General features: G+C 33.0%; 21 protein-coding genes and 1 other annotated feature. Of the genes, 20 read left to right on the top strand and 1 reads right to left on the bottom strand.

The features are described from left to right. From FYJ71_RS08845 to FYJ71_RS08815, 7 genes are all read left to right on the top strand, one after another. Positions 1-1,338 (top strand): BaiN/RdsA family NAD(P)/FAD-dependent oxidoreductase, encoded by a 1,338-nt coding sequence (locus FYJ71_RS08845; RefSeq protein ID WP_154538513.1) that lies wholly within the window; start codon positions 1-3, stop codon positions 1,336-1,338. A 134-nt stretch (positions 1,339-1,472) separates the two neighbouring features. Beyond that, positions 1,473-2,138 (top strand): (d)CMP kinase, encoded by a 666-nt coding sequence (cmk, locus tag FYJ71_RS08840; RefSeq protein WP_235899116.1) that lies wholly within the window; start codon positions 1,473-1,475, stop codon positions 2,136-2,138. Positions 2,139-2,140: 2 nt separating this feature from the next. After that, positions 2,141-2,761, top strand: coding sequence for a lysophospholipid acyltransferase family protein (locus FYJ71_RS08835; protein WP_154538512.1), 621 nt, complete (start codon positions 2,141-2,143; stop codon positions 2,759-2,761). A gap of 1 nt (position 2,762) precedes the next feature. Continuing rightward, on the top strand, positions 2,763-3,626 hold the full coding sequence (gene ispH, locus FYJ71_RS08830; protein ID WP_154538511.1) for a 4-hydroxy-3-methylbut-2-enyl diphosphate reductase: 864 nt from the start codon (positions 2,763-2,765) through the stop codon (positions 3,624-3,626). A gap of 1 nt (position 3,627) precedes the next feature. Then, positions 3,628-5,604 carry an ATP-dependent zinc metalloprotease FtsH gene (gene ftsH, locus FYJ71_RS08825; RefSeq protein ID WP_154538510.1) on the top strand — a complete coding sequence of 659 codons (1,977 nt, stop codon included), beginning with the start codon at positions 3,628-3,630 and terminating at the stop codon, positions 5,602-5,604. Continuing rightward, on the top strand, positions 5,597-6,091 hold the full coding sequence (locus tag FYJ71_RS08820) for a DUF2628 domain-containing protein (RefSeq protein WP_154538509.1): 495 nt from the start codon (positions 5,597-5,599) through the stop codon (positions 6,089-6,091). The genes ftsH and FYJ71_RS08820 overlap by 8 nt, the downstream gene beginning before the upstream one ends. A gap of 12 nt (positions 6,092-6,103) precedes the next feature. Further along, entirely contained in the window at positions 6,104-6,670 is a 567-nt protein-coding gene (locus tag FYJ71_RS08815; protein WP_154538508.1) for a thymidine kinase, read from the top strand. Between the two features lie 176 nt (positions 6,671-6,846). On the opposite strand, the gene FYJ71_RS08810 is transcribed toward FYJ71_RS08815, so the two are convergent. Next, positions 6,847-7,986, bottom strand: coding sequence for a tyrosine-type recombinase/integrase (locus tag FYJ71_RS08810; RefSeq protein WP_154538507.1), 1,140 nt, complete (start codon positions 7,984-7,986; stop codon positions 6,847-6,849). Positions 7,987-8,252: 266 nt separating this feature from the next. On the opposite strand from FYJ71_RS08810, the gene gap reads away from it, so the two are divergent. From gap to FYJ71_RS08745, 13 genes are all read left to right on the top strand, one after another. Beyond that, positions 8,253-9,269 carry a type I glyceraldehyde-3-phosphate dehydrogenase gene (gap, locus tag FYJ71_RS08805; protein ID WP_154538506.1) on the top strand — a complete coding sequence of 339 codons (1,017 nt, stop codon included), beginning with the start codon at positions 8,253-8,255 and terminating at the stop codon, positions 9,267-9,269. Positions 9,270-9,665: 396 nt separating this feature from the next. Then, positions 9,666-13,967 (top strand): 2-hydroxyacyl-CoA dehydratase, encoded by a 4,302-nt coding sequence (locus FYJ71_RS08800; RefSeq protein WP_154538505.1) that lies wholly within the window; start codon positions 9,666-9,668, stop codon positions 13,965-13,967. Positions 13,968-14,102: 135 nt separating this feature from the next. Continuing rightward, on the top strand, positions 14,103-15,371 hold the full coding sequence (locus tag FYJ71_RS08795; RefSeq protein ID WP_154538504.1) for a hypothetical protein: 1,269 nt from the start codon (positions 14,103-14,105) through the stop codon (positions 15,369-15,371). A 187-nt stretch (positions 15,372-15,558) separates the two neighbouring features. Beyond that, positions 15,559-15,800: a binding site (T-box leader), on the top strand. A 56-nt stretch (positions 15,801-15,856) separates the two neighbouring features. Further along, positions 15,857-16,651 (top strand): amino acid ABC transporter substrate-binding protein, encoded by a 795-nt coding sequence (locus FYJ71_RS08790; RefSeq protein WP_154538503.1) that lies wholly within the window; start codon positions 15,857-15,859, stop codon positions 16,649-16,651. A gap of 18 nt (positions 16,652-16,669) precedes the next feature. Next, entirely contained in the window at positions 16,670-17,287 is a 618-nt protein-coding gene (locus FYJ71_RS08785) for an amino acid ABC transporter permease (protein WP_154538502.1), read from the top strand. Between the two features lie 103 nt (positions 17,288-17,390). Then, positions 17,391-18,056, top strand: coding sequence for an amino acid ABC transporter ATP-binding protein (locus FYJ71_RS08780; protein ID WP_154538501.1), 666 nt, complete (start codon positions 17,391-17,393; stop codon positions 18,054-18,056). 177 nt (positions 18,057-18,233) lie between these two features. After that, positions 18,234-19,457, top strand: a complete 1,224-nt coding sequence (locus FYJ71_RS08775) for a 5-bromo-4-chloroindolyl phosphate hydrolysis family protein (protein ID WP_154538500.1) — start codon at positions 18,234-18,236, stop codon at positions 19,455-19,457. A 45-nt stretch (positions 19,458-19,502) separates the two neighbouring features. After that, positions 19,503-20,648, top strand: coding sequence for a toxic anion resistance protein (locus FYJ71_RS08770; RefSeq protein ID WP_154538499.1), 1,146 nt, complete (start codon positions 19,503-19,505; stop codon positions 20,646-20,648). Positions 20,649-20,671: 23 nt separating this feature from the next. Beyond that, positions 20,672-21,823, top strand: coding sequence for a THUMP domain-containing class I SAM-dependent RNA methyltransferase (locus FYJ71_RS08765; protein WP_331468068.1), 1,152 nt, complete (start codon positions 20,672-20,674; stop codon positions 21,821-21,823). 11 nt (positions 21,824-21,834) lie between these two features. Continuing rightward, entirely contained in the window at positions 21,835-23,190 is a 1,356-nt protein-coding gene (locus FYJ71_RS08760; protein ID WP_154538497.1) for a hypothetical protein, read from the top strand. Between the two features lie 27 nt (positions 23,191-23,217). Beyond that, a complete protein-coding gene (gene walR, locus FYJ71_RS08755) occupies positions 23,218-23,913 on the top strand; it encodes a cell wall metabolism DNA-binding response regulator WalR (protein ID WP_154538496.1) in 696 nt (231 codons plus the stop codon). Further along, a complete protein-coding gene (locus tag FYJ71_RS08750) occupies positions 23,913-25,367 on the top strand; it encodes a sensor histidine kinase (RefSeq protein ID WP_154538495.1) in 1,455 nt (484 codons plus the stop codon). The genes walR and FYJ71_RS08750 overlap by 1 nt, the downstream gene beginning before the upstream one ends. 123 nt (positions 25,368-25,490) lie before the next feature. Then, on the top strand, positions 25,491-26,831 hold the full coding sequence (locus tag FYJ71_RS08745) for an MATE family efflux transporter (RefSeq protein ID WP_154538494.1): 1,341 nt from the start codon (positions 25,491-25,493) through the stop codon (positions 26,829-26,831). Positions 26,832-26,902: the final 71 nt, after the last annotated feature.

Raw genomic sequence — 26,902 nt, 5'->3', positions numbered from 1 at the left:
ATGAACGATAATGTATACGATTTGATTGTAGTCGGTGGTGGACCAGCAGGTATAATGACAGCGTTGACAGCAAAAGAGAAAAATCCTGGTTTTAAGGTTTGTCTATTAGAGTCTCAAAGTTCAATTGGAAAAAAATTATCCATAACAGGTGGTGGCAGATGCAATTTCACAAATGCCATTGATATTTCAGATTTTTTTGAGCATATCGTCAGGAATAATAAATTCTTATATTCTTCATTGTATAGTTTTACAAACAACGACTTAATTGAATTTATAAAAAGACTTGGGTTTAACTATGTGATTGAGAAAAAGACCTCAAAGGTGTATTTAGAAGGTAAAAGAGCTGTTGATTTTTCTGAAGCCCTGTATATTAGATTGAGGAAGTTAAACATTGATGTTTTTACGAACAGAGAAGTAGAAGGCTTTGATTTAATGATTGAAGAAAATAATCCTGATTTAGTATTTAAAGACAATACTCTTGATTTAGAAAATAATAACTATGATTTTAATTCAAAGGATTACCTATATGAAATTATGTCTGGAAGCAAAAAGTACGTTTCAAGAAACTTGGTTCTGGCAACTGGAGGAAAAAGTTACCCTCAACTAGGATCTAATGGAAAATTTTTTGAGATTCTAAGAAAAAAAGGTATAGAAATAGAAAAACCAGTTCAAGCTCTTTCACCGATTTTGATTAAAGAAAGCTATTTTAAAGATATTCCTGGAATTTCTCTCCAAGACATATGTATTTCTGCAAAGAGGCTCGATGGAAAAAAGAAGAGTGTTAAATCAATTTCTGGCGACATAGTATTTACTCATAAGGGAATTGGAGGACCAGCGGCTTTAAAAATTTCGTCATATATTAACAGAAATACAAAGGGGTATTTTCTGGAGGTAGATTTTATACCAGATATGAGCAAACAGGAAATTAGAGATTTGATTTTGAAAAATAGAACTAAGACATTATTTGGAATTATGAAAAAATTTTTTCCTTCAAATTTTTTAAAAGCAGTTTTGATAAATTGCGAGTCAGTATCTGAAAGTGGTTTCGGATTTACTGTCGAAAAGGCTGCCAATATATCGAATTATGAAATTGAAATATTTATTGATTTTCTGAAATGCTGTGTTCTTTCGCCGTTTTCTCTAGAGAAAATAGAACGCTCTACGATAACTTCAGGTGGAGTATCCACTAAGGAAATTGATTCAAGTACGATGGAATTAAAAAAATTTCCAGGGCTATTCGTCGTTGGTGAAATGATAGATGTAGATGCTCTTACTGGTGGCTTTAACTTGCAAATTGCATTTTCCACAGGCTATTTGGCTGGTATAAATGTGAAATAGTTGATCGTTATCGAAGTATTTTTATCAAAGTATTTTGATATTATGATTAGTATAGTTTAAATAAAGATATATTTAATAGTATAATAAGTGAAAACAGTAGTATGATGTTTTTAGATTTAGAGAGGAGAACAGATTTGTCTAATATTGATAATAATATTGTGATAGCAATAGATGGACCAGCAGGTGCTGGAAAGAGTACAGTCGCAAAACAGGTTTCCAGAATTTTAAATATCAATTATATTGATACTGGAGCAATGTATAGAGCAATTACTTTTAAATGTATAAAGAATGGATTGGATTTGGAAGATGAAAAATCGGTCGTTGACTTATGCAAAAATACAGATTTGAAATTTGAAAATAACTCAATATTCATTGATGGTCAATGTGTGGATGACGATATTAGAACGTTGCAGGTAAGCTCAAAGGTTTCCTATGTGGCTCGTATACCTGGTGTGAGATTTTATCTTGTCGAGTTGCAAAGAGAAATGGGAAAAGGTGATAATGTAGTATTAGATGGAAGGGATGTTGGAACTCAGATCTTTCCGAATACAAAATACAAATACTATTTAAATGCTGCAGTGGAGACAAGAGCCAAGAGAAGATATGATGAACTGATATTGAAAGGTGTCAAGGCATCATTTGAAGCTATTGTTGAAGATGTGAGAAACAGAGATAAGATTGATTCCACAAGGGTGGTATCTCCATTGATAAAGGCAAGTGATGCAATAGAGATCGATTCAACTAATATGACAATTGAAGAGGTTGTCGATTTTATAGTAAATGATGTCAGAGGTAAATAATAATGAGTTTTTATAAATTTGTAGTGGGTGTGCTATCTTTTCTATCAAAAATTCTGTATAGAGTTGAGATAATTGGAGAAGGTAATATTCCGTCAGAAGGTAATTTGATAATAATTGCGAACCATAAGCACTTCCTGGATCCAGTTTTTATGTTGGTTGCAGTGAAAAATAGAAAAATAATTCCAGTAGCGAAGCAGGAGTTGTTCTCAGTTCCGATTTTAAAATTCTTTATGAAAAAAGTTGGAGCAATTCCAGTTAATAGAGATAATCCAAGTATTTCTACCTTTAGGGCTGTGTTGTCTGAGATTAAATCTGGAAGTGTTCTTGGTATTTTTCCAGAGGGCACAAGAGCTGATACATACGATTTTCTTACACCAAAGTCTGGAACAACAATGTTTTCAATAAAGACAAAATCCGATATTGTTCCAATGAGTATAATATCGACGTTTAAGCTTTTTTCAAAGGTAAAGGTGGTAATAGGTGAACCTATTGATATGTCGCAGTATTATAACAGAAAGGTGGACAAATCTGAATATCAGGGAATTGTTCAAGAATGTTTTGATGTAGTTGTCAAAAATTACAAGGACAATATGGGAGGTATTATTCCTGAAAGGACAGAATAGTATGAAGAAAATATTTTTGGCAGATCATGCCGGTTATTGTTTTGGGGTCAAAAGAGCCATGAAGTTGGCTTGGGATGAGCTTGAAAACAGGGAAAATAAAAATATATTTGCATTGGGTCCTCTTATTCATAATAAGCAGGCAGTTGAAAAATATGAGGAAAAAGGTCTAATTACTATTAATGATATAGAGGATATTGACTCAAAGAATGTAAATCCAAAAGAGGTTATTATAAGATCTCATGGTGTGGCAAAGGAAGTGTATGATCAGGCAAATGAAAAAAAACTTGAGATAGTCGATACGACATGTCCCTTTGTAAAAAAAATACATGAATTGGCAAAAGAAAGTTACGAAAAAGGGAAAAAGATAATTCTGATAGGAGACAAAAATCACCCTGAAGTAATTGGAATAAATGGATGGTGTGATAATAAAGCGATTATCGTAAAGGAATTAAAAGAGCTGTTTGACATTGAATTGGATTATAGTGTTGAATATGTCGTTGTATCTCAAACTACGATGAATGAGAGAGAATTTGATGTTATTATTGACTATTTAAAGGATAAGAATATAAATATGGTAGTGAACAATACCATATGTTCTGCTACGAAGGTAAGGCAACAGTCAGCAAGAGAAATCTCAAATAAAGTGGATTTGATGATCGTAATTGGTGGGAAACACAGCTCCAATACGCAAAAATTAGTGTCTATTTGTAAGGAGTCGGTTGACACTATTGCAATAGAAACGAAGGCTGATTTAATTGACTTTGATCTTGGGAAGTATGATACCATTGGTGTGACTGCTGGGGCATCAACTCCTGATTGGATCATTGAAGAAACTATTGAGTACATTGAGAATGGAGTGATTTAGTATGGATAAAGACAAGAGACCAAAATCGGATTTTCTATGGTTCTATTCTTTTTTATTGGTAGTTATGTTGATTTTTAACGCATTTATATTACCAGGTATTTCAAAGAAAGGTGTGAATGAGGTTGAATACAGCACTTTCATTCAAATGCTTGATAAGAAAGAAGTTAAGAGTGTGGAAGTAGAGGACTCAAAAATAGTCTTTACTTCAAACAAGAAAAATGATAATAAGGCATATGTAACAGGAAACATAAGTGATCCCGACTTGGTAAAAAAGCTTGAAAATTCTGGTGCAACCTATAGCAAGAAAATTCCAGTGGAAAACTCACCTCTTCAAAACTTTGTTTTGACATGGGTGTTACCTTTTTTAATTTTCTGGTTAATAGGTAGGATGCTGGTTAAAAATATGGGAAGCAAAATGGGTGGAAGTAGTATGATGTCGTTCGGCAAAAGCAATGCAAAGCTTTACGTTAAATCAACTGGAGTTACTTTTGATGATGTTGCTGGACAAGACGAGGCAAAGGAAGCACTGACAGAAATTGTGGATTTTCTACATAGTCCTGATAAATATACTTCAATAGGAGCAAAGATGCCAAAAGGTGCTTTGTTGGTCGGACCTCCTGGTACGGGAAAAACTCTTTTAGCGAAGGCTGTTGCAGGAGAAGCGGGTGTTCCTTTCTTTTCTATTTCTGGATCAGAATTCGTCGAAATGTTCGTAGGAATGGGGGCATCGAGAGTAAGGTCGTTATTTAAACAAGCAAATGAAAAAGCTCCATGTATAATCTTTATTGATGAAATAGATGCAATAGGTAAAAGAAGAGATTCAAATTTCGGTGGAAATGATGAACGAGAACAGACCCTAAACCAACTTTTAAGTGAGATGGACGGCTTTGAAAATGATCTTGGAATAGTAATTTTAGCTGCGACAAACAGACCGGAGTCACTTGATAAGGCATTGCTGAGACCTGGTAGATTTGACAGAAGAGTTCCAGTAGAATTACCAGATTTGCTAGGTAGAGAATCGATTTTAAAAGTTCATTCAAAAAACATCAAAATCGATAAAAATGTAGATTACAATCAGATTGCCAGAGCAACCTCAGGAGCTTCAGGAGCCGAGTTGGCAAATATCGTGAATGAAGCAGCCCTGAGAGCTGTACGAAATAAGAGAAACATAGTTTTACAAGAGGATTTAGAGGAATCCGTTGAAACAATAATTGCCGGATACCAGAGAAAAGGTGCAGTAATCAACGATGAAGAAAAGAAAATAATAGCATATCACGAGGTTGGTCATGCCTTGGTAGCCGCTGTTGGTAAACATTCTGCTCCTGTTCATAAAATTACAATAATACCAAGAACTTCTGGTGCTCTTGGATATACTCTTCAGATAGACGAACAGGAAAAAGTACTGATGACGAGAGAAGAAGCCATAGACAAAATTACCACTTATACTGGTGGTAGAGCGGCAGAAGAGGTGATTTTTAATATCAAAACATCAGGTGCTTCTAACGATATAGAAATGGCGACTAAAATTGCAAGGGCGATGGTTACTAGGTTTGGTATGAATGATGAAATTGGAATGGTCGCACTGGAAACTGTCAATAATGCCTATCTAGGAGGAGATACATCATTAGTATGTTCTCCAGAAACATCCTCTCAAATTGACAAAGAAGTCGTTAAGATAGTAAAATCTTGTCATGACAGAGCTGTTTCTATTTTAAGTGATAACATTGACAAACTTCATGAAATATCAGCTTACTTATTAAAGCATGAGACAATTACTGGTGAAGAGTTTATGGATATTTTAAATGACGAGTATAAAATTACTACAAAAGCCATAAACAAAGCTGAAGAGCAGATGGTCGACGACAATTCAGTGACAGAAAATAGTAATGAAATATTTCATGTGGATAGTTTGGAATTGGAAAATGATGGTTCTGAATTAGAAAAAACAAAGAATAAGATGGAGGACTACGATGTTTAAGATGTTTTTCGATAGAACAGAGGCAGACTCTTTGAAAATAACCGATATTAGTATTTCTGATTTGATTGGTGAAAAAAATAATGAATACTATATGGAAGCATTTGAAAAGATTGAATCTGGAGAAAAAAGAGTTTTTAATAAATCTGCCATTTTTGCTGGTCCGTACTGGTATATTTACAGAAAAATGGTATTTAGAGGTGTGCTGATGATTGCTTTTCAAGCAATCATCGCTACCATGGCATATGCAACGAAATCGCCAATTTGGATTACGGCTTTTTTACTATCCTTTTTAACTTTTGTTTATTCGGGATTTTACGGAAATAAAGACTATTATAATAGAGTTGTTACCTTAGTAGACGAATCGAAATCCATAGACAATAAGTTTAAAGGGCGATTTTATGTTGATAAATCAGGTGTAGACGCATATATTACAGGCTGCTGGATTGTCGGTACTGTATTTCTGTATGCAGTGATAATATTCTTATAAAAAGGGGATTGTATGGCAAAATTATATTTTTATTATGGTGTAATGGGAAGTTCAAAGACTGCAAATGCTCTGATGGTTCATTATAACTACCATGAAAGAGGCAAAAAGGCGCTTTTGGTAAAGACTGATATTGATACTAGAGATGGAGATAAAATAGTCAGATCTAGAATTGGCTTGAAAAATGAGTGCGAGAATTTATCTGAATTTGTAAAGTATCCAAATGATAGGATAAAGGAATATGACTGTATTATTGTCGATGAAGTGCAATTTGCTACAACTGAAGAAATAGATTTTTTGTCAGATATTGTAGATGTGCTAGGCATACCAGTAATGTGCTATGGACTTAGAACTGACTTCAGAAATGAGCTGTTTGAAGGTTCCTCAAGATTGATTTCAATCGCTGACGAAATTCACGAAGTTAAGACTGTTTGTTGGTGTGGATCAAAGGCGACTTGTAATGCTAGGTATAACGAAAAAGGCATTGTGAGAGAAGGGGAACAAATTGATTTAGGAGCAAACGACAAATATATAGCTCTATGTAGAAAGCACTATAAGCTTGGCGATTTCGGTCCGAAATAAAAAAATACAAAACAAAGCAGATAAAAACTGAATGGACAACATTCAAGCTTTATCTGCTTTATTTTGAATAATATTTTGTTAGAAATAAAATATAATCATCACCTTAATTGTAGCATAGATCACTATTTTTTTCAATACCAATCGAAAGTGTTGTAATTTTTATTCTTATTCAACCTCTAATCATTTCTTTTTACCCCTAATACAGAGTCTTCGTCCAACCAATCGAAATTCTTGACAATTTCTCTCTTTGAGTTTTTTCTATGAGCAGAATATAGTTGCGTTGTAGTTACATTATCATGATCCAGAAGATTTTGTACATCATAAATTGAAAATCCTGTTTCTATCATCGATGTAGCGGCGGTTGCTCTTAGCTTATGTGGGCTGTATCCATGACTTCTGGAGGTTCCCATTGCAATAGAAGTGTATTTTTTTACCAAATCTCTTATAGAACGAGTGGTCATTCTTTTTTTCTGAAGAGATAAAAATAATGCATCCTCATTTTCATTATCAAGCTCATCGTTTTTTGCTCTTTCGTTTTCAATATAATCTAATATTACTTTTTCGCAGGCATCATTTATTGGCATTTGAACTTCTTTTCCTCTTTTTCTGTATATCACAAAAACTCCCCTAGAGAAATTAAAGGATGAAATATTTAATTCTCTTAATTCACTTAGTCTCAGTCCATATGTAACGAATAATACAAGTATGGCTTTATCTCTTAGCCTTGTTTTTAGCCAATAGTCTTTTTCTTTATCTGTTAGTCCAGTTCCATTTTGAACAGTGTCTAGCATCATTGCAACTTCATCAATTTCCAATCTCTTAATCGCATCTGGCTGTGTCTTTTGAAGCTTTATTGGATTGAATCCACCAGTAATATCGCTTGGCAATTGCTCGTTTCTAAACATAAATTTGAATAGGGTAGACAACGATGACTTTTTTCTGGACAATGACCTATTGTTGTTTTCAAAAAGAACCCTACCGTCGTTAATATTTTTATAGTATCTATTGCAATAATCTCCAATAAATAGGTTTATATCTCTTGATGTAATCTCCTTAAATTCATCAATTGTTATATCAGAGGCTTTTTCGGCATTGGTATACAGGTCTGTTTCAACCAAATAATTGCAGAAAAAAAGTATATCCTGTAAATATGCTCTTCTTGTGGTAACAGCCACTGAGCCCTTTAGAAAAATGAAATAGTCTCTCATAAATTTGGGTAATGCTGATTCAATTGCTTCACATTCATCGATAATTCCATTATCTCTAGCTACAATATTGTCAGGCTTAGAAGACTTGTTATGTATTTTTGTACTCATAAAATCACTCCAATTTATTTTTGTGTTATCTATATTATACCATACTTAAAAAATAAAAATCTTCCGATAAATAAATTAATATAAAAAAATAATATATTTTTTTTATTGATTAAATAGGATATATAGTATACAATATATATAGATAATTATTCAAATATATCATACTATATAAAATAGACAAACGATTTTATGTTTATTAATACTTATTAAATATGTATAGTGTGTAGTATAATCAAAAATACTTTTTTTATAACATGGAGGAAATTATGAAAATCAAAGTAGGTCTAAATGGTTTCGGTAGAATTGGTAGAGCAGTATTGAGAATCGTTGGAGAATCAAACGATTATGATTTTGAAGTTGTGGCTATTAATGCCAGAGCAAACTCAGAAACACTTGCGCATCTATTTCAGTATGATTCAAGTTATGGTATTTTTAAAGGTGAAGTAGAAGTTAAAGATGAAAATTCAATAGTAGTAAACGGCAAGGAGATAAAAATAACGAGAGCTGGGTCTCCAGCAGAAATTCCTTGGAAAGAACTTGGCGTTGATATTGTTATCGACAATACAGGTAAGTTTAAAACAAAAGAAGCAGCAATTGGTCATATAGAGGCTGGAGCAAAAAAGGTTATTATTACTTGTCCGGCAAAGGGAGAAGATTTAACTGTCGTACTTGGTGTAAATGATGAAAAATACGACCCTCAGATTCACCATATTCTATCTAATGCATCTTGCACTACAAATTGCTTGGCACCAGTAGCAAAGGTTTTGGATGAGAGCTTTGGAATCGAAAATGGTATGATGACTACTGTTCATGCATATACAAATGATCAGCAGGTTCTCGATAAAACTCACAAAGACCTAAGGAGAGCAAGAGCTTGTGCGGAATCAATTATACCGACTACTACTGGGGCTGCAAAGGCGGTTTCATTGGTATTACCTCAATTAGAAGGAAAGTTGAATGGATTTTCTTTAAGAGTTCCAACACCAACTGTATCAGTCGTTGATTTGGTAGTAAATTTGAAGAAAAAAGATGTAACTGCTGAAGAAGTAAACGAGGCTCTTAAGAAAGCATCTGAAAATGAGCTTAGAGGTATATTGGGATATTGTGAAAAACCTCTAGTGTCAGTAGACTTTAAAGGGGATCCAAGATCGTCAATCGTCGATGCTCCATCTACAATGGTAATGAATGATGGTATGGTAAAAGTAATATCTTGGTATGATAACGAGTGGGGTTATGCAGTTAGAACTGTAGATCTTGCTAATATAGTATCGAAGGCACTTTAAATAAAATATACAAAATATTGAGTTACTATGAATAATAGTTAAAAAAGACTAGACTCAAATTGACGCTTAATTTCGTTTTTTTAATGAGGTTGTCATATCCTGAAATATGGATGTGACGACCTTTTTATTTTTCCATATTAATTTGCGTATTAATTTACATATTAATTTTATACATTCTTCTATTTTATTTCTAGCAACATCAGATAAAAAAAGAGTATAATTATAATAAGGGGATTATGCACATTAGCATTTTTCGGATAATAAATTGATATTTTTCTAAAAGCTGGTATAATATTGCTATTATATTTAATAGGTTAGAAAAATCAATAAATATTATAATTTTAAAAAATTTGTTAAATAGTAAAGATGTATTGTCAGATACATGGAGGTGATATGATGAGCAGAGCGTATAACTTGGGAATTGATATTGGTTCAACTACGGTTAAAACTGTTCTTAGAAACGGAGAAGAAATCCTTTATAAAGAATACAAAAGACACTTCTCCGATGTAAAATCTACTGTTGTAAAACAATTAAAAGAAATATATAAAAAAATTGGTAATTCTAGCATCAAAACTGTTATCACAGGTTCTGGTGGGATTGGATTGTCAAAAAAGATAAATATAAAATTTGAGCAGGAAGTTATTTCTAGCACAAAAGCCATAAAGTTTATGCATCCAGAAACGGATGTTGTTGTCGAGCTTGGCGGAGAAGATGCAAAAGTAACTTTCCTGTCAGGTGGCATTGACCAGAGAATGAATGGAATTTGTGCTGGTGGTACAGGTGCATTTATAGATCAGATGGCAGTTTTGTTAAAGACCGATGCGGCAGGATTAAATGAGCTTGCAAAGGATTTTGAAGTGATTTATCCTATTGCATCAAGATGCGGAGTTTTTGCAAAGACAGATATTCAACCATTGATAAACGATGGGGCAAAAAAATCTGATATTGCAATGAGTATTTTTAACGCTGTTGTTGTACAGACGGTCAGCGTTTTGTCGTGTGGTAGAAAAATTGAGGGCAAGGTGGCTTTTCTTGGAGGTCCATTGTACTTTTTGTCTGAGCTTAGAAGACAATTTTGCAATGTATTAAAATTATCTGATGGAGATGTCATTTTCCCAGAAAATGCACAGTTATATGTTGCCTTAGGGGCTTCAATACTTGCAGAAAATGAAGAACCACTTTTGGTAGGTGAATTATTGGACAGAATAAACTCAGTTGAGTCACTTGAAGATGGAGAAGACGAAGAAATCACCCCGCTTTTTGTCAACGAAGCAGAGTACACAGCATTCAAAGAAAGGCATAGTGAGGCGAAAGTCGCTAGAGTCGATATTAAAAATTACAGAGGAAATTATTTCTTGGGATTGGATGCTGGATCTACGACAACCAAAGCAGTGTTAATAGGGGATAATGGCGAAATATTGTTTAGTCATTATGGTAGCAACGAAGGAAACCCTCTAAATACGAGTATTGGAATATTGAAAAAAATATATTCAGTAATACCAAAAGATGCCAGAATATCTAGAGTGACAGTAACTGGATATGGCGAGGAACTTATCAAAAAAGCACTAAGACTTGATGACGGTGAAATCGAAACCATTGCTCATTATAGAGCTGCTCAATACTTTAATCCTGATGTTGACTTTATTTTGGATATTGGCGGACAAGATATGAAGTGTCTAAAAATCAAAAATGGTGTAATCGATCAGATAATACTAAATGAGGCGTGTTCCTCTGGCTGTGGGTCTTTTCTGGAGTCATTTGCTCATTCTCTTGAAATGAATATTGTCGACTTTGCACAGTGCGGTATATATTCACAGAAACCAGTAGATTTAGGCTCTAGGTGTACTGTTTTTATGAATTCAAGAGTCAAACAGGCTCAGAAGGAGGGCGCTACGGTTTCTGATATTTCAGCAGGATTGGCGTATTCTGTTGTAAAAAATGCACTTTTCAAGGTTATTAAATTGAGGGATATATCATCCTTGGGCGAAAACGTCGTAGTTCAAGGTGGAACTTTTTATAATGATTTGGTATTGAGAGCATTTGAAAGACTAGCCGGAAAAGAAGTGATAAGACCTGAAATAGCAGGATTGATGGGAGCATTTGGCTGTGCACTGATTTCAAGAGAAAAATATAATGGGGTAGTGTCAAATGTTCTATCAGAAAATCAGTTGAATGATATAGAAATAAAAACAAGTATTACTAGGTGTAAAGGTTGCTCAAACAAATGTCTTTTAACTATCAATAAATTCTCTGAAACAGAGATATTTGTTTCTGGAAATAGATGCGAAGTGGGTGAAGCCATATACACAAATACGAGGATTGATAGAGATAAAGAAAACATAAATCTTTATAAATATAAGTATGATAAGCTGATGGCATACAAGCCTATTGGTAAAAACTTAGCCAAAAGAGGTGTAATCGGTGTACCAATGGTGCTAAATATGTTTGAAAATCTTCCTTTTTGGCATACTATGTTATCAGAGCTTGGTTTTTCCGTAGTACTGTCGGGGAAATCATCCAAAGAGGTTTTTGAAAAGGGGATAAGCTCTATAGCTTCTGATACAGTTTGTTATCCAGCTAAATTGGTGCATGGACATATTGAGCTATTGATTGAAAAGGGAATAAAAACAATATTTTATCCTTCCGTAACTCATGAATTTAGAGAAGATCCAAATTCTGATAATCATTACAATTGTCCAGTAGTAACTTCATATCCAGAAGTTATCAAGAGTAATATGGATAATTTGCAAAACTCAGATTTGACATATATTAATTTCTTTGTGTCTATGAACAACAAGGAAAAGCTGAAGAAGAGAGTTCATTCTGCTATGAAGTACTATTATCCCGATTTGAAACTGTCAGAAGTTGAAAACGCAGTTGATAAGGCCACATTAGAATACGATAAATTCAAACAGGACATAAGAATACAGGGAGAAGCAATAGTTAAAAAATTAAGTGATGAAAATAAAAAGGGAATAGTGTTGTCAGGTAGACCTTATCATCTAGATCCAGAAATAAATCATGGAATACCTGAGCTGATTAATTCACTAGGTATGGCTGTGCTGACAGAGGATTCAATTTGCCATCTTGCAGATATGAAAAGACCTCTAAGAGTGGTAGATCAATGGGTATATCATTCAAGACTATATAAGGCTGCGACATTTTGTTGCGAGCATGATAATCTTGAAATGGTGCAATTAAATTCATTTGGTTGTGGACTTGATGCAGTTACCACTGAACAGGTAGAAGAAATACTAAATGAGAGAACTAAAATTCATACAGTGCTGAAAATAGATGAAGGTAATAACCTTGGTTCAGCAAAAATAAGATTAAGATCGCTTAAAGCTGCGATAAGTGAAAGAGATAAAAATGGAATCAAACCATCTGAGGCAGAAGTGCAAAAGGTAGAGTATGAGAAGAATACGAAATTAAATACAAATCATACCTTGCTTGCACCTCAAATGGCACCAATACAATTCCAATTTATTGAAAAAGCACTCCAGAGTGCAGGGCTAAATGTTGTCGTTTTGAGCAATAATTCCTCTGAAATAATAGAAGAGGGGTTGAGATACGTGAATAATGATGCCTGTTATCCTGCGATTATAGTGATTGGACAAATCATTAACGCACTAAAATCTGGAATGTACGATACAAACAATACGACGGTCCTTATGACTCAAACCGGTGGTGGATGTAGAGCGACAAATTATATTGGATTTTTGAGAAAAGCATTAAAATCTGCAGGATTTGCTAATGTCCCAGTGGTATCTATTAGTGCAAATGGTGTCGAGGATAATGGTGTAAAATCACAAATGACTCTGGGTATTTTTAATAAAATAATGATGGGTGCAGTCTATGGCGATCTTTTGATGAAGGTTCTGCTTAGGATACGTCCATATGAAAGGATTCCTGGAAGTGCTAATAAGCTGTACGAATACTGGGTTGAAAAATGTAAGAAATCACTTGAAACTGGTAATATTAAAATGTACAAAGCTAATATTAGAGGTATCGTAAGAGATTTTGATAGCTTGGAGATAACTGATGAGATAAAGCCAAGAGTCGGACTTGTAGGAGAAATACTGGTTAAATTTAGTCCGATAGCAAATAATGATCTTATTTCGATAATAGAGAGAGAAGGTGCGGAAGCTGTTGTTCCTGAACTAATCAATTTCTTCACTTGTGCAGCTTATAACAGTATTTATCAGAGCGAGAAGCTTGAGGCTACCTTCAAAAAGAAAATAATAGGCAAATCAATAGTAAAGTTGATTGAATTATATTTGTCAACATATTATTATGCATTGAAAAAGAGCAAGAGGTTTGAGCCACCTATGAAAATTAAGGATATAGCTGAGCATACGAAGAGATTTGTTTCGCTTGGGAATCAAACTGGTGAGGGCTGGCTGTTGCCTGGCGAAATGTTAGAACTGTTAGAAACGGGAACAAATAATATCGTTTGTATGCAACCATTTGGTTGTCTTCCAAATCATATTATTGGAAAGGGTGTAATAAAAAATATTAAAAGAGAATATCCTAAGGCGAATATTATTCCTATTGATTACGACGCTTCTGCGACATCAGTCAATCAGCTGAACAGGATTAAGCTTATGCTTTCAACTGCATTTTCAGAGATTAATGGAACGGACAAAAAAATGTATGAAGATTCTTTTAAACCTATTGATTTAAACAGACTGATATAGTATATTAATTAGGAATGCAGAGAAAATTTGTTTTTCGATTAGTATTTTGCATAAACCAATCAAAGCTCTGATTGGTTTATGTTTTTTTGAAGGAGAGTGTTCATTATAGGAGAGGCAGTAAAATCAAGATATTGTATGAATGAAATAGGCGAGGATCTCGTTATATATTCCGGAAAATTTCATATATATTCGGATATTCAATTGAAGTGTGATGGAGTCTTGTATTATAAGCTTTCAGAGCCTGTTTCAATTAATTTTTCAGCAAAAATATACAAATTTGAAGATTTGTCAGAAATTGATTTAATAAATTTTTCAAAGGAAGCAACCCTTGAGATTTCAGGTTATAAGCTGATGAGTATCGAAATAGAAAGTATTAATAATGGCGAGATTATCGGATATGTAAATGATAATGTTATAAAATCAAAGGATAACAGTGTGCAATACATTCAATTTGATATATTGAATATGGACAAAATTCCAGGAAAATTAGTAAATTATGATGATTTGGTCTATGCAGGGAGGCTTGAATTTAAAGTTAATGATTACAAAATAACCATTGATAAAAGCTATAATTACAATAAAGATTTTCACAATAGATTGGTAAGCCGTAATGGAAGTGTGATAACTCATACTGGGAAAATAGAGAAATATGATGGTACGATGTTTAACACTAGAAATATTTACAAGCTGATTACACAGTTATCAATTGCCCTCAGCTTTTCATGTGGTAGATTTATTGCCATTCCAAATTGCTTTGGGTATAGCAATTCAAAGGAAGTATACAGGTCATGGCATAAGATGTACTCAAATAATTATCAATTTGTGTTTAATTGGACTTCAACTATTTCCAATTACTATAATTTTGAAAAATATTTGTCGCTTATGACAAAAAAGCTTGAAGAAACCTATTATTTTGATGCTTTTTCTAGTATTTTGGATTGGTATGTCGAATCCTTAAATGGAATTAATATGGGCAACAATATAATATCCATTCAAACTGCACTGGAGATGTTGTCATACGTGGTGCTTGTAGAGTTAGAGCGAGTGTTTTCAAGAGAAGAATACGATAACAGGGCAGCAAATCAAAACATTAGAGAATTGTTGAAATTCTGCTCGATAGATCACGATATACCCTTCGCAGTAAGTGGTAGAAATTACAACAGCAAGATAAAAATGGACTCTGTCGACCTTATTACTCAGTATAGAAATATTGTGGTTCATCCAAGTAAAAAAAATCATAATATACACTTAGATTTTGAAGAGATGTGGAACATTGTTTTGTGTGGAATTAGCTATATTGAGCTTGTGATTTTGTATATAATAAATTACAGAGGCGAATATACCAACAGATTTAAGGACTTGAGATTTGGAGATGTTGAGACAGTTCCATGGTCGAAAAAATAAAAAAGTATAAATTTTCTGAAGCATATTAGGGATGAAAAACAAGAATATACTTTTCTAAATGAATTGAACTCATAATAACTATAAATATAAGTTACAACAATTTAAAAAGAGAAGTAATAATAAAAAATAAAAAAAGTATTGACATTATGTTTGAATTGTATTAATATAGATTCAAACAATAAACAATATAAAAACATTGATAAGAAATAGTAGTCATGTGGAGTTAATCAGAGAGTTGCTGGGTGGTGAGAAGCACAATATGAATCATGATGAACACATCTTTGAGTTTGGTACCGAATTAGTAGTAGGCTATCACGGGGACGCCCGTTACAGTGTTAAGGTATGTTAGTACCTAATGAGGTTATCACTGTGAGGTGATGACAAATAGAGGTGGGAACACGAAGTAGAATTTTTACTCTCGTCCTCTGACATAAGTCAGAGGATGGGAGTTTTTTTATTATTTTATCAAATTGGAGGAATAGAAGATGAAAAAAGGCATTATAAAAAAACTATCATTAGTAGCTTTAGGTTTAGTATTAATTTCAAGTTTAGGAGCTTGTTCAAAGAAGGAAGAAGCAAAAACTACTGAAAAAACTGATAATACAGTAATTGTTGGATTAGATAACACATTCGTTCCTATGGGATTTTTGGACGAAAATAATGAATTGGTAGGATTTGATATTGATTTGGCAAAAGAGGCTTTTAAAAGAGCTGGATATACTCCAAAATTTGAAAATATCGAGTGGTCAATGAAGGAACAAACTTTAAATAATAAAAATGTCGACTGTTTGTGGAATGGGTATAGTATAACAGAAGAAAGAAAAGAAAAGGTTGCATATTCAAAGCCATATTTCGATAATAGACAAATCGTAGTAACTATGTCTACTGAGCCATTCAAAAAAATATCTGATTTGAAGGACCAGCCAGTTGGTACTCAGGCAGGATCTACTGGATTGGATGCTATAGAATCAAACAAAGAATTTCAGAATATGATTAAGGATAAACAGGCTTCAACTTATGATACATATGACAAGGCTCTAAGAGATTTAGAGGTAGGTAGAGTTAAAGCCATAGTTGGTGACGAGGTGTTGTTAAAATATTATATCAAGCAGAGGGGCGAAGATAAGTATACAGTATTAGAAGGCGATCTTGGAAGTGAACAATATGGTGTCGGCTTCAGAAAAGATGACAACGAGCTTAGAGAAAAGGTTGATAAAGCTTTAGATGAAATGAAAGCTGATGGAACTTTTGACAAGATAAGATCAAAATGGTTTAAATAATAATTTGGAGGTTGTGTAATGTTAGAAGGTGTAAAGATTGTTTTGGAATTATTTTTCCTGACAACAATATTTTCGATTCCACTTGGTATTGCAGTAGCAATGGTAAGGGTATCAAAAAACAAAATAGGGAGTGCTGTAACAGGCGCATACATATGGATAATGAGGGGGAGTCCATTATTATTGCAACTTGTATTTTTTTACTATGGACTTCCAGCCATAAATCCCAATCTAGTGTTTGATAAAATGACTGTTGCAATTTTTGCATTTTCTATCAATTATGCAGCGTATTATGCCGAGATATTTAGAGCGGGTCTTCAATCGATCGATAGAGGTCAATTTGAAGCAGCTATGGTTCTTGGATTGGATAAGGTTACAATGTACAAGAGAATAATTTTCCCACAGGTTTTAAAAATTGTTATTCCACCTGTCGGAAATGAACTGATAACTCTTGTAAAAGACACTTCATTGGTTTATATATTGGCTGTTAACGACTTGTTAAGAGTAGCGACTGCAGCTAGTAATAGAGAGGCTTCATTGATGCCATTTGTGGTAGCAGGTGCTATTTATTTGGTGATGACTGGAGTGTTGACACAAGTGTTGGCAATCGTCGAGAAAAAATTCTCATATTACAGGTAAACTGTTGTATTGCAGGTAAACTGTTTTATTGCAGGTTAACTGTTGCGTTGCAGGTAAATATATTTATTGGATAGATTGAAAAATCTAGTAGTGAGGTGTATTGATGTTAAAGGTAGTTGATTTAAAGAAAAGTTTTAATAATGTCGAGGTTTTAAAGGGAATTTCTTTTGAAATAGAGTCAGGTGAAATCGGTGTTGTGCTAGGCAAATCTGGTGCTGGAAAAACGACCTTGATAAGATGTATTAATGGGTTAGAAACATTTGATAGTGGAGAAATAATTGTAGACAGCATAAAAATAAAAGACTCAAATGATAGAAAGAAAATAAGAGGACAAATAGGGATGGTGTTTCAGAATTTCAATTTATTTCCTCATTTTTCGGTATTGGAAAATATTATTGAAGCTCCTATGAGGGTTCTTGGAAAATCAAGACAGGAGGCGGAAAAAATAGCTATCGATCTACTGGAAATGGTAGATTTGAGCGATAAAAAGGACAGCTATCCATTTGAATTGTCTGGTGGTCAACAGCAAAGAGTTGCTATTGCCAGAAGCTGTGCTTTGATGCCAAAAATACTTTGCTTCGACGAGCCGACCTCTGCATTGGATAAAGAAAATATACAGAAAGTCCAAGAGATAATAACTCGATTTAAAGAAAGAGGCATGGCAATATTAATAATTTCACATGATGTTGCATTTTCAAAAGAAATGGCAGATAAAATAATATATATCAAGGAAGGGCTTTTAGTTAATGAAAACGAAGTTGAAATATAATTTTTAAATAAAATCGATTATATGGATATTTTTTTAGAGGTATTTTCAAAAATCATATTTATGGTAAAATATTTGGATAGATTATTAAAATTATCTGATTTTTACAATGATAAAAATATGATTTTAAGTCAATACCTCTTATTTTTATGTTATAATTAGCATAGAGGAGTGTTGCTTATGAACGATAAATTTTATAAAAATAATAAACAGAATGATAACCAATATAGCGATAATTATTACAAAAAATATGATGATTTTAAAGGAAATAATGACAACAATTATAAGAAAGAGTACTATAAACAGATGAGACAAAAATCGGTTGATGAAATTTTTTCAAATATTGATTTTGGTGAAATTAATGAATTGGTGAAGTCAGGTGTCGATTTGGCATATAGAGAAGTGAAAAGATCCAATGTATTTAATGTTGCCAGTATGATAACATCTAGTTTTTCCGACTATATTAATAATAGAGATACCAATAAGCATATTGGAGAAAGGATCGAGCAGGGGTTTGATATTGAAAGATATTCCAATAAGCCTCAAGGATATATTCCTATGGTCATTGCTCAAATAGGATTTTATACAGTTGCCAGCACCATTTTGATTTCTGGAGGTATTTTTGCATTATTAGGAATTTCTGGGTTGGCTGCATTGCTTTTTTCAATTGGAATAGTATCTTTTGGATTTGGAGTATTTTCTAGCATTAGAGCAAGAACTATTACACGATTTAGGAAGTATATTTCCTATTTTAGCAATAGAGAGTTTGATGATATCGACAGGATTTCTAAAACCTTGAACATTGATAAAAACAAGGTCATCAAAGATTTAAAGACAATGATAAAAAATAATTATTTCAATCAAGGTCATTTGGTAGAAAATGATTCCTTGTTTATTGTGAATAATCAGTGCTATCAATATTATTACGAGGCATATAAAAATAGACAGAAGGTTGAAAAAGAAAAGCTTGAAATTGAAAAAAATGACGAGCTTAAAATCTTTATAAATGAAACAAATGAAAAAAATGACGAGCTAGAATACCTTGGCAAGACTATTGTGGACAGTGATGTCGTAAATGAAATAGACAAAATCCTTAACTCTTCAAAGCAAATAGTTGAGGTAGTGAAGAAGTATCCTGAGCAGCTAGGGTTGTTAAATAGATATTCAACATACTATTTACCAACTACTGTCAAGCTTGTTAAAACTTTTTCTGAAATGGAGAATAATTCAGAAAGAATTGTTTCTTCTAATACAACTAAAGAGCAAATTTCAAGCACTCTAGTCACAATTTCAGAAGCATTTGACAGACTGCTTGATCAGCTACTTTCAGTTAAAAAAATGGATATCAACGCTGATATTTCAGTATTGAATACTATGCTGTCACAAGACGGCTTAAAAAAATAATACTATTTTAGAATGGAGGAAGGAGCAACGCTCCTAAATGAGAATATGAGTGAAGAAATAAAATTGACTTTTGATGGTTTGGTTGAACAAGAAATAAAAAATGAAAATAGCAGTGAGTTAAATATAAAAAGCTTGGCTGATTTTGACCAGTTTGATATGTCGAATTTTACAGAGGAAGAGAAACAGATGGTACAGGATTTTTCTGAAAAAATCGATATTTCAAATTCACAATTGGTTCTTGAATATGGTGCAGGTGTACAAAAAAAGATGTCGGATTTTTCCGATCAGACCTTGAGTGTCATAAGAACAAAAGACTTGGGCGAAGTTGGAGATATGATTTCTAATTTAGTTGTAGAGCTGAAAAATTTTGATTTGGATTCAGACAAAAAGGATTCTGGTATCTTTTCTTTTTTCAAAAAAGCAGCAAAGAAAAAGGATATGATTCAGGCGAGATACACAGAGGCTGAAACAAATGTCGATGAAATCGTAAAAACTCTTGAAAAGCAACAGATAACTTTGATGAAAGATGTTGCGATGCTTGATCAGATGTACGATCTGAACAAGAACTATTTTAAGGAAGTTTCCATGTATATAGTTGCTGGAAAGAAAAAATTGGAGGAAGTAAATACAAAAACTCTTCCAGAGTTGAATGCGATAGTGACAGCAAACAGAAGAGATGAAGATATTCAGAAGTTAGATGAATTAAATTCTCAAGTTGTTAGGTTTGAAAAAAAGCTTCATGATTTGGACTTGTCGAGAGCAATTTCTTTACAGACTGCACCACAGATTAGAATGGTACAAAACGTAAATATGGAAATGGTTGAAAAAATCCAATCCACAATTGTAAATACAATACCTTTGTGGAAAAATCAAATGGTGCTATCTCTAGGAGTTGCGAATGCACAAGAGGCTGTGAAAATTCAAAAGCAAATTTCTGATACGACTAATGCACTTTTGAATAAAAATGCAGAAACATTAAAAATGGCTACTATAGAGGCAGCAAAAGAATCAGAAAGAGGAATTGTTGATATAGAAACTTTGAAAAAGACAAATGAAGCATTAATTTCAAGTCTTGATGAAGTTATGAAAATTCAAGAAGACGGAAGAACTAAGAGAGCTGAAGCAGAAAAAGAAATTAGAAATTTAGAAAACGAATTGAAATCAAAAATAATTGAAATAGCTACAAAGTAGTTATATAAAATGGAGGAACGCTAGTGAACAAAAAATATACGCTAATATCGCCATGTTTTTTTGGGATGGAAAAAATGTTAGCTAATGAAATCAAATCTCTTGGATTTGAAATAGAAAAAACTGAAGATGGAAGAATAACATATAAGACAGATGAATATGGAATTGCCAAGGCAAATATTTGGTTGAGATGCGCCGAAAGAGTTAATCTAAAGGTAGCGGAGTTTACAGCCAAAAGTTTTGAAGAACTTTACGATAAAACGAGAAGAATAGACTGGTCAAGGTTTATTCCTTACGGCTCACAGTTTCCAGTTTCAAAGGCATCGTCTATTAAATCAAAGTTATTTTCTACTACGGATATTCAGTCGATAGTAAAGAAAGCAGTAGTTGATTCCTTGAAGGAAAAGTATCTGGAAACAGGAATTTTAAAAGAGGACAAGGAAAAATATCCAATATTCGTATTTATACATAAAGATAAGGTCGTTTTATCGATTGACACCAGTGGAATGGCTTTGCATAAAAGAGGATATAGAGAAGTTGCGAACAAGGCTCCAATAAGAGAGACTCTGGCTGCTGGTTTGGTCTACTTAACTCTTTGGAAGCCTGGTAGAACGCTTGTCGATCCTTTATGTGGATCAGGGACTATTCTGATTGAGGCAGCTATGATTGGAATAAATATGGCACCTGGATTGAATAGGGAATTTATTTCTGAAAAATGGAGAACAATTGATAAAAAGATATGGTGGGATGTTAGAAGAGACGCTTTTGATCAAATGAACGATAACGAAGACTTTGTAATTCATGGCTATGATATAGATCCAGAAAGTATAAAGATCGCAAAAGCAAATGCAGAATTGGCTGGTGTTGAAAGCTATATAAAGTTTGATGTTGCAGATGTCACTGATTTTAAGAGCGACGAGGAATATGGATTTATAATAACGAATCCACCATATGGAGAAAGGTTGGAAGATGAAGAGTCTGTAAAGATGTTATACAAAACTATGGGCTACACCTTTAGGGGCTTGAAAAATTGGTCATACTATGTAATAACTTCTTTCGAGAATTTTGAATACGAATTTGGTATGGATTCTTCCAGAAAGAGAAAGCTGTATAATGGTATGCTTAAAACATATTATTATCAGTATCCAGGACCAAAACCACCAAAGAAAAGCGAATAGGAGGTAGAGTTTTGAAAAAAACAAAGATATTTTCATTTATGGCAATTCTGATTTTGATCTCTTTTAGTATTTCTGGATGTAAGTTTGAATCACTTAGATCACCAGAAAAACTATTGGAAATGCCTATTTATGATGAAAGTAGTAGAAATTTGTATCTTGATGTAAAAAAATTAACTCCAGCCGATACAAGTTTTATCCTACCTAAGAATGTCAATGATATAGGAAAAATAAATACTGTCAACCTTGATAATAGAGAAAATAAAGAGCTGGTTGTATTCAAGAAAAAAGAAAATGACAATCACAATATCAGCAGTATTTATATGTACATATTTCAGATTGAAGACGGCACAATAAAGGATGATACTGAGCAAATTGTAAGGCTGTCAGGTGATAACATAAAGTATGCAAATTTCGTCGATATAAATGGTGATAATAAAAATGAAATCATAGTGCAAGTTGTAAATAAAGGGTTTGAGAGTATATATATTTTCCAATATAACGACAATATTATCAAAAAAATAGCAGAATACTCGTCGTCAAAGGAATCAATAAGATTAAATTATTTCGACTATAATAACGACGGAAAAAAAGAATGTCTTGCTTTAGTGCAAGATTTATCGAGCTACACTGTTAAAATTTCTGAGATGAAATATTCAAGTGGTAAGATATACTTTCTGAAGGGATCTGAGAGCCAAAACATTGACAATATGGAAAAGGTGAATATTTTAGATGGATTTGTTTCAAAGGACGCAAAGGGGAGTGTTATCGTATATCAAAATATCGCTGGATCATCTGTAAACCAAATAATTGTCTATAGAGATGGAAAGTTCGAAAAGGGAATAGATGAAAATGACGAAAAAATAAAAAATCCAATTGCATTGAGAGTTGCAGATATTGATAATGATGGGATTTTTGAAATACCAAAGATGGAATTTAAGTACAGCAATAATACTACCAATGAGGCAAGGGTAATATCATGGTACAAATGGAATGGCAAAATTGGAAGCGAATCAAGTATAAATTTAGCTGATCAGATTTTTTACTGCTATGATTACAATTTTAAAATTGTAATTCCAGATAAATTCCAAAATAAATTCTTTATTAGACAAAACTATGAGGAAAACAAAAGCACATTCCAATTTTATGTAAAAGACGAATCTGATAATAACCAAAAATTGTTTAATATCGACATAGACCTTAAAGAACAAGAGGGATATGATAAAAATAAAATTTACGGAGAAAGCAATGTGCTTTATGAGTTAGATAATTATATATACTATATATCCAATGTAAACGAAAGTAATTTAAAGAAATACGGTATTAGTATTGAAAATATAAAAAAGAGCTTTTACCAGATTAATAAATAGCTAATTGAGTTTAAAACAGGAGGAAACATGGAAAAGATTTTAGTATTGGAAGACGAAATTGGTATTAGAAGTTTCGTCAGTATCAATTTGAAAAGAGAAGGTTACGAAGTTATTGAGGCTGGAACTGGATCTGAAGCTATAGAAAAATTAAATTCTGAGAAAAACATCTCTGTGGCTCTTTTGGATATAATGTTGCCAGATATGAGTGGTATAGATGTTTGTAAATACATAAGAGAAAACTATGACAACATAGGGGTTATTATGTTGACTGCGAAATCTCAAGAGGAGGACAAAATCGAGGGGTTTGTTTCTGGTGCAGATGACTATATTATTAAGCCGTTTAGTATTAAAGAACTATTGGTCAGAGTTGCAGCACTTATCAGAAGAGTTCAAAAAAACAACGACTCAAAGAAGAACAATATGATAGATACACCTCCTTTTTTACTAGATCAAAACAAGAGAAAACTGTTTAAAAATGGCATAGAAGTTGATTTAACGCCTACAGAATTTTCTATTGTAAAATATTTGATGGTAAACGATAGTCAAAGCTTGAGCAGAGATCAGATACTAGAAGAAGTATGGGGATCTGTAGTGCTTTATGATTACAAGATTGTTGATGTCAATATAAGAAGAATTAGAAATAAAATAGAAGACGATCCATCAAAACCAAAATATATTCAAACGATTTGGGGGTATGGATATTCATTTAGGAGAGGGGAATAATGGCAATACATTTTGGAGGTTTACGAAAAAAAGTATTAAAAAACTTCATAATAATAATTATAATGGTTGTTTTGTCATTTGAATTAATAATTACCTTTTTTGCAAGTAGATACTACTATAACTCTGTCAGCCAAGTATTGATGACACAGGTTTCGAATGCAAATTCGATAAATACATCTTTAAATGTCGACAATTCAAGTTTTATTGACAAGGCTACGAAAACAGTTGATAGTAGGCTATATAGCTCTGACAGCAAAATCGCAGTCAATATAGTCGACAAAAATGGTAGAGTAATAGTTGATCAATACGGGTTTAAGACAGACAAATTTGCAAACTATATTGATGTAAGAAAAGCCATGCAAAATATTGATCCAGTTGCACCGTACACATATAGAGAAAATATTACTGGTGAAAAGGTGATGAGTGTGTCCGTTCCAATCAAGGTAAGTGGGTTGGTTGAAGGTGCAATCAGATACAGTATATCCTTGAAATACGTTGATTTAGAAATAATAAAAATAATTGTCTATCTGGTTTTCATAGGAATTTTGGTGCTTTTATTTAGTATTGGATTGAGTCTTAAATTTGCAGAGAGTATCATAGAACCCCTAACTGAGCTAAAAATATTTTCAAATATGCTAGCAAAGGGTAATTACAATATAAAAATGAATAAAGATAGAATTTCTGATGACGAAATCGGTGACCTTGCAAGGACATTTGAAAATATGGCAAGTGAAATCCAAAAGAGTGACAAGCTTAAGGATGAGTTTATTTCATCTATTTCTCATGAGCTTAGAACGCCATTGACATCTATTAATGGATGGAGTAGTGAAACATTAAAACTTGATAATATCAACAAGGAAGAATTGAGCATGGGTTTAAATATTATTCAGGATGAAACTCACAGATTGATAAAGTTGGTTGAAGAGCTGTTGGATTTTTCAAGACTGTCATCCGATAGAATTAAGTTGCAAATTGAAGAAGTAAATATCGAAAATTTGGTCGTTAGCGTGATTAACCAGCTTAGAGCAATGGCAGTAGACAAAAATTTAAGATTGAGCTTTGAATTTGTCAACCAAAATATGAATATGATTTATGCCGATAAAAATAGATTGAGACAGGTGTTGATTAATCTGATACAAAATTCAATTAAATTTACTCCAAGCGAAGGTATAATTGTTGTATCTGTGGATCAGGATTTTGATATGACAAAGATTGTAGTTCGTGACACTGGAGAAGGTATAGAAGAGCAAAACATCAACAAGGTATCTCAGAAGTTTTTCCAGGAAAATTTCCACAAGGCAGGAAGTGGTCTTGGGTTGGCAATCAGTGAGGAGATTATCAAGCTTCATGGCGGCGTAATGCAGATAAAGAGTAAGAAAAATGAAGGTACAGAAATTACTTTCACAATAAAAAATGACAATAAAAAAAGGTCAAATGATAGGTTTTTAAACTAAATATGGAGTTTTTGTATTTGCTTTGTATTATGTTGGATGAATAGCTGAGATTTGAAAATTAATTAAGTAAGATAATAATACAACAAATTCATATTTATATGTCTATTGTTGATGGAGGTAAATTTGAATACTGATTTAGGTAGTGAAAAGATAACGAAGCTTATATTTATGCAAAGTGGACCAGCTATAATGAGTATGGTTGTTGCTGCGATATATAATGTTGTAGATAGAATTTTTGTTGGAAGAATAGAACCATTGGCACTTACTGCTGTTGGAATAACAATGCCATTTCAATATGTTCAAATGGCATTCGTTCTTTTGATCGGTATTGGTGGATCGACATTGATATCCATTAAGTACGGAGAGAAGGATATTGATTCAGCCGAAAGCATACTATACAATTCATTGATTTTTATCATTGTTGCAGAGCTATTTATAACTGTACTGGGAATATTTTTTATAGATCCCATATTCAGATTGCTGGGGGTATCACAATCAGTGGATAAAATGGCGAGAGAGTATATAGTGATAATTCTTCTGGGAGGCATTCCAGGTTTGACAGGGTATTGTTTAAATAATTCAGTTAGAAGCACTGGTTTTTCAAAATATTCGATGAAATATGTGACTATAAGCTCGGTTACAAATATCATACTAGATGCCATTTTTATTTTGGTATTTGGATGGGGTGTCAAAGGAGCAGCTTTTGCAACTGTGATATCTCAAACACTCGTTACGCTCTACGTAATTAATTTCTTTGTGAAGAATGAATCGGTTCCAATAAAACTAAAGCTTGGGACATCAAAAATAAGCAAAGATAGCATTAAAAAGATAGTATCCAATGGGGCACCGAGCTTTTATATGAACATTTCTGGAGTTATTTTGGGGGTAATATTAAACAGGTTTATCATAAGATTTGGCGGAGATTATAATATGGCATCAATTACCATAGTGTCGTCAATAAGTATGCTATTTACAATGATTTTCTATGGTATTAGTCAAGGTGCTCAACCGATAATCGGATATAATTTGGGGGCAAAGCAGATAGATAGAAGTATTGAAGCGGTTAAAGTGGCAGCTATCACAATAACTATATTTTCTGTAATTTTTCTGGCTTTTATCGAATTATTTCCAAATTTACTGGTGAGTATGTTTACGTCTGATAAGGAATTAGTGAAATTGACAAACCACAATATCAAGATATTCCTTTTGGGACTTCCTATGATAGGCTTACATTCGATTTCAACAACGTATTTTCAGTCTATATCAAGGGTAAAGACGACTTCTATTCTATATGTACTCAGATATGGTGGAATACTTTTACCATTGCTATGCTTTTTTCCAAATATTTTAGGAATAGATGGAGTATATGTTTCAAATGCATTAAGTGACATTATTTCTGGCATTATTGCACTCGTGCTTTTAATCATAGAAATTCGAAAAACAAGGTCACTTTCGGAATACTAAAAATATTCCAGCCTTGAAATAATGCTTAAGAAAAAATTAATGTATAAAAAATAGAATAGTAGTAGTTTTAT

Source organism: Peptostreptococcus porci, from assembly GCF_009695815.1.
Taxonomy (GTDB): domain Bacteria; phylum Bacillota; class Clostridia; order Peptostreptococcales; family Peptostreptococcaceae; genus Peptostreptococcus; species Peptostreptococcus porci.
Note: the sequence above shows the minus strand (reverse complement) of the source record. Positions and strands in the feature narration are given on the sequence as shown.

Excerpts from the sequence above, each read along its gene's own strand:
- FYJ71_RS08845 (WP_154538513.1), top strand. The coding sequence starts at position 1 with ATGAACGATAATGTATACGATTTGATTGTAGTCGGTGGTGGACCAGCA.
- FYJ71_RS08835 (WP_154538512.1), top strand. The coding sequence starts at position 2,141 with ATGAGTTTTTATAAATTTGTAGTGGGTGTGCTATCTTTTCTATCAAAA.
- ispH (WP_154538511.1), top strand. The coding sequence starts at position 2,763 with ATGAAGAAAATATTTTTGGCAGATCATGCCGGTTATTGTTTTGGGGTC.
- ftsH (WP_154538510.1), top strand. The coding sequence starts at position 3,628 with ATGGATAAAGACAAGAGACCAAAATCGGATTTTCTATGGTTCTATTCT.
- FYJ71_RS08820 (WP_154538509.1), top strand. The coding sequence starts at position 5,597 with ATGTTTAAGATGTTTTTCGATAGAACAGAGGCAGACTCTTTGAAAATA.
- FYJ71_RS08815 (WP_154538508.1), top strand. The coding sequence starts at position 6,104 with ATGGCAAAATTATATTTTTATTATGGTGTAATGGGAAGTTCAAAGACT.
- FYJ71_RS08810 (WP_154538507.1), bottom strand. The coding sequence starts at position 7,986 with ATGAGTACAAAAATACATAACAAGTCTTCTAAGCCTGACAATATTGTA.
- gap (WP_154538506.1), top strand. The coding sequence starts at position 8,253 with ATGAAAATCAAAGTAGGTCTAAATGGTTTCGGTAGAATTGGTAGAGCA.
- FYJ71_RS08800 (WP_154538505.1), top strand. The coding sequence starts at position 9,666 with ATGAGCAGAGCGTATAACTTGGGAATTGATATTGGTTCAACTACGGTT.
- FYJ71_RS08795 (WP_154538504.1), top strand. The coding sequence starts at position 14,103 with ATGAATGAAATAGGCGAGGATCTCGTTATATATTCCGGAAAATTTCAT.
- FYJ71_RS08790 (WP_154538503.1), top strand. The coding sequence starts at position 15,857 with ATGAAAAAAGGCATTATAAAAAAACTATCATTAGTAGCTTTAGGTTTA.
- FYJ71_RS08785 (WP_154538502.1), top strand. The coding sequence starts at position 16,670 with ATGTTAGAAGGTGTAAAGATTGTTTTGGAATTATTTTTCCTGACAACA.
- FYJ71_RS08780 (WP_154538501.1), top strand. The coding sequence starts at position 17,391 with ATGTTAAAGGTAGTTGATTTAAAGAAAAGTTTTAATAATGTCGAGGTT.
- FYJ71_RS08775 (WP_154538500.1), top strand. The coding sequence starts at position 18,234 with ATGAACGATAAATTTTATAAAAATAATAAACAGAATGATAACCAATAT.
- FYJ71_RS08770 (WP_154538499.1), top strand. The coding sequence starts at position 19,503 with ATGAGTGAAGAAATAAAATTGACTTTTGATGGTTTGGTTGAACAAGAA.
- walR (WP_154538496.1), top strand. The coding sequence starts at position 23,218 with ATGGAAAAGATTTTAGTATTGGAAGACGAAATTGGTATTAGAAGTTTC.
- FYJ71_RS08750 (WP_154538495.1), top strand. The coding sequence starts at position 23,913 with ATGGCAATACATTTTGGAGGTTTACGAAAAAAAGTATTAAAAAACTTC.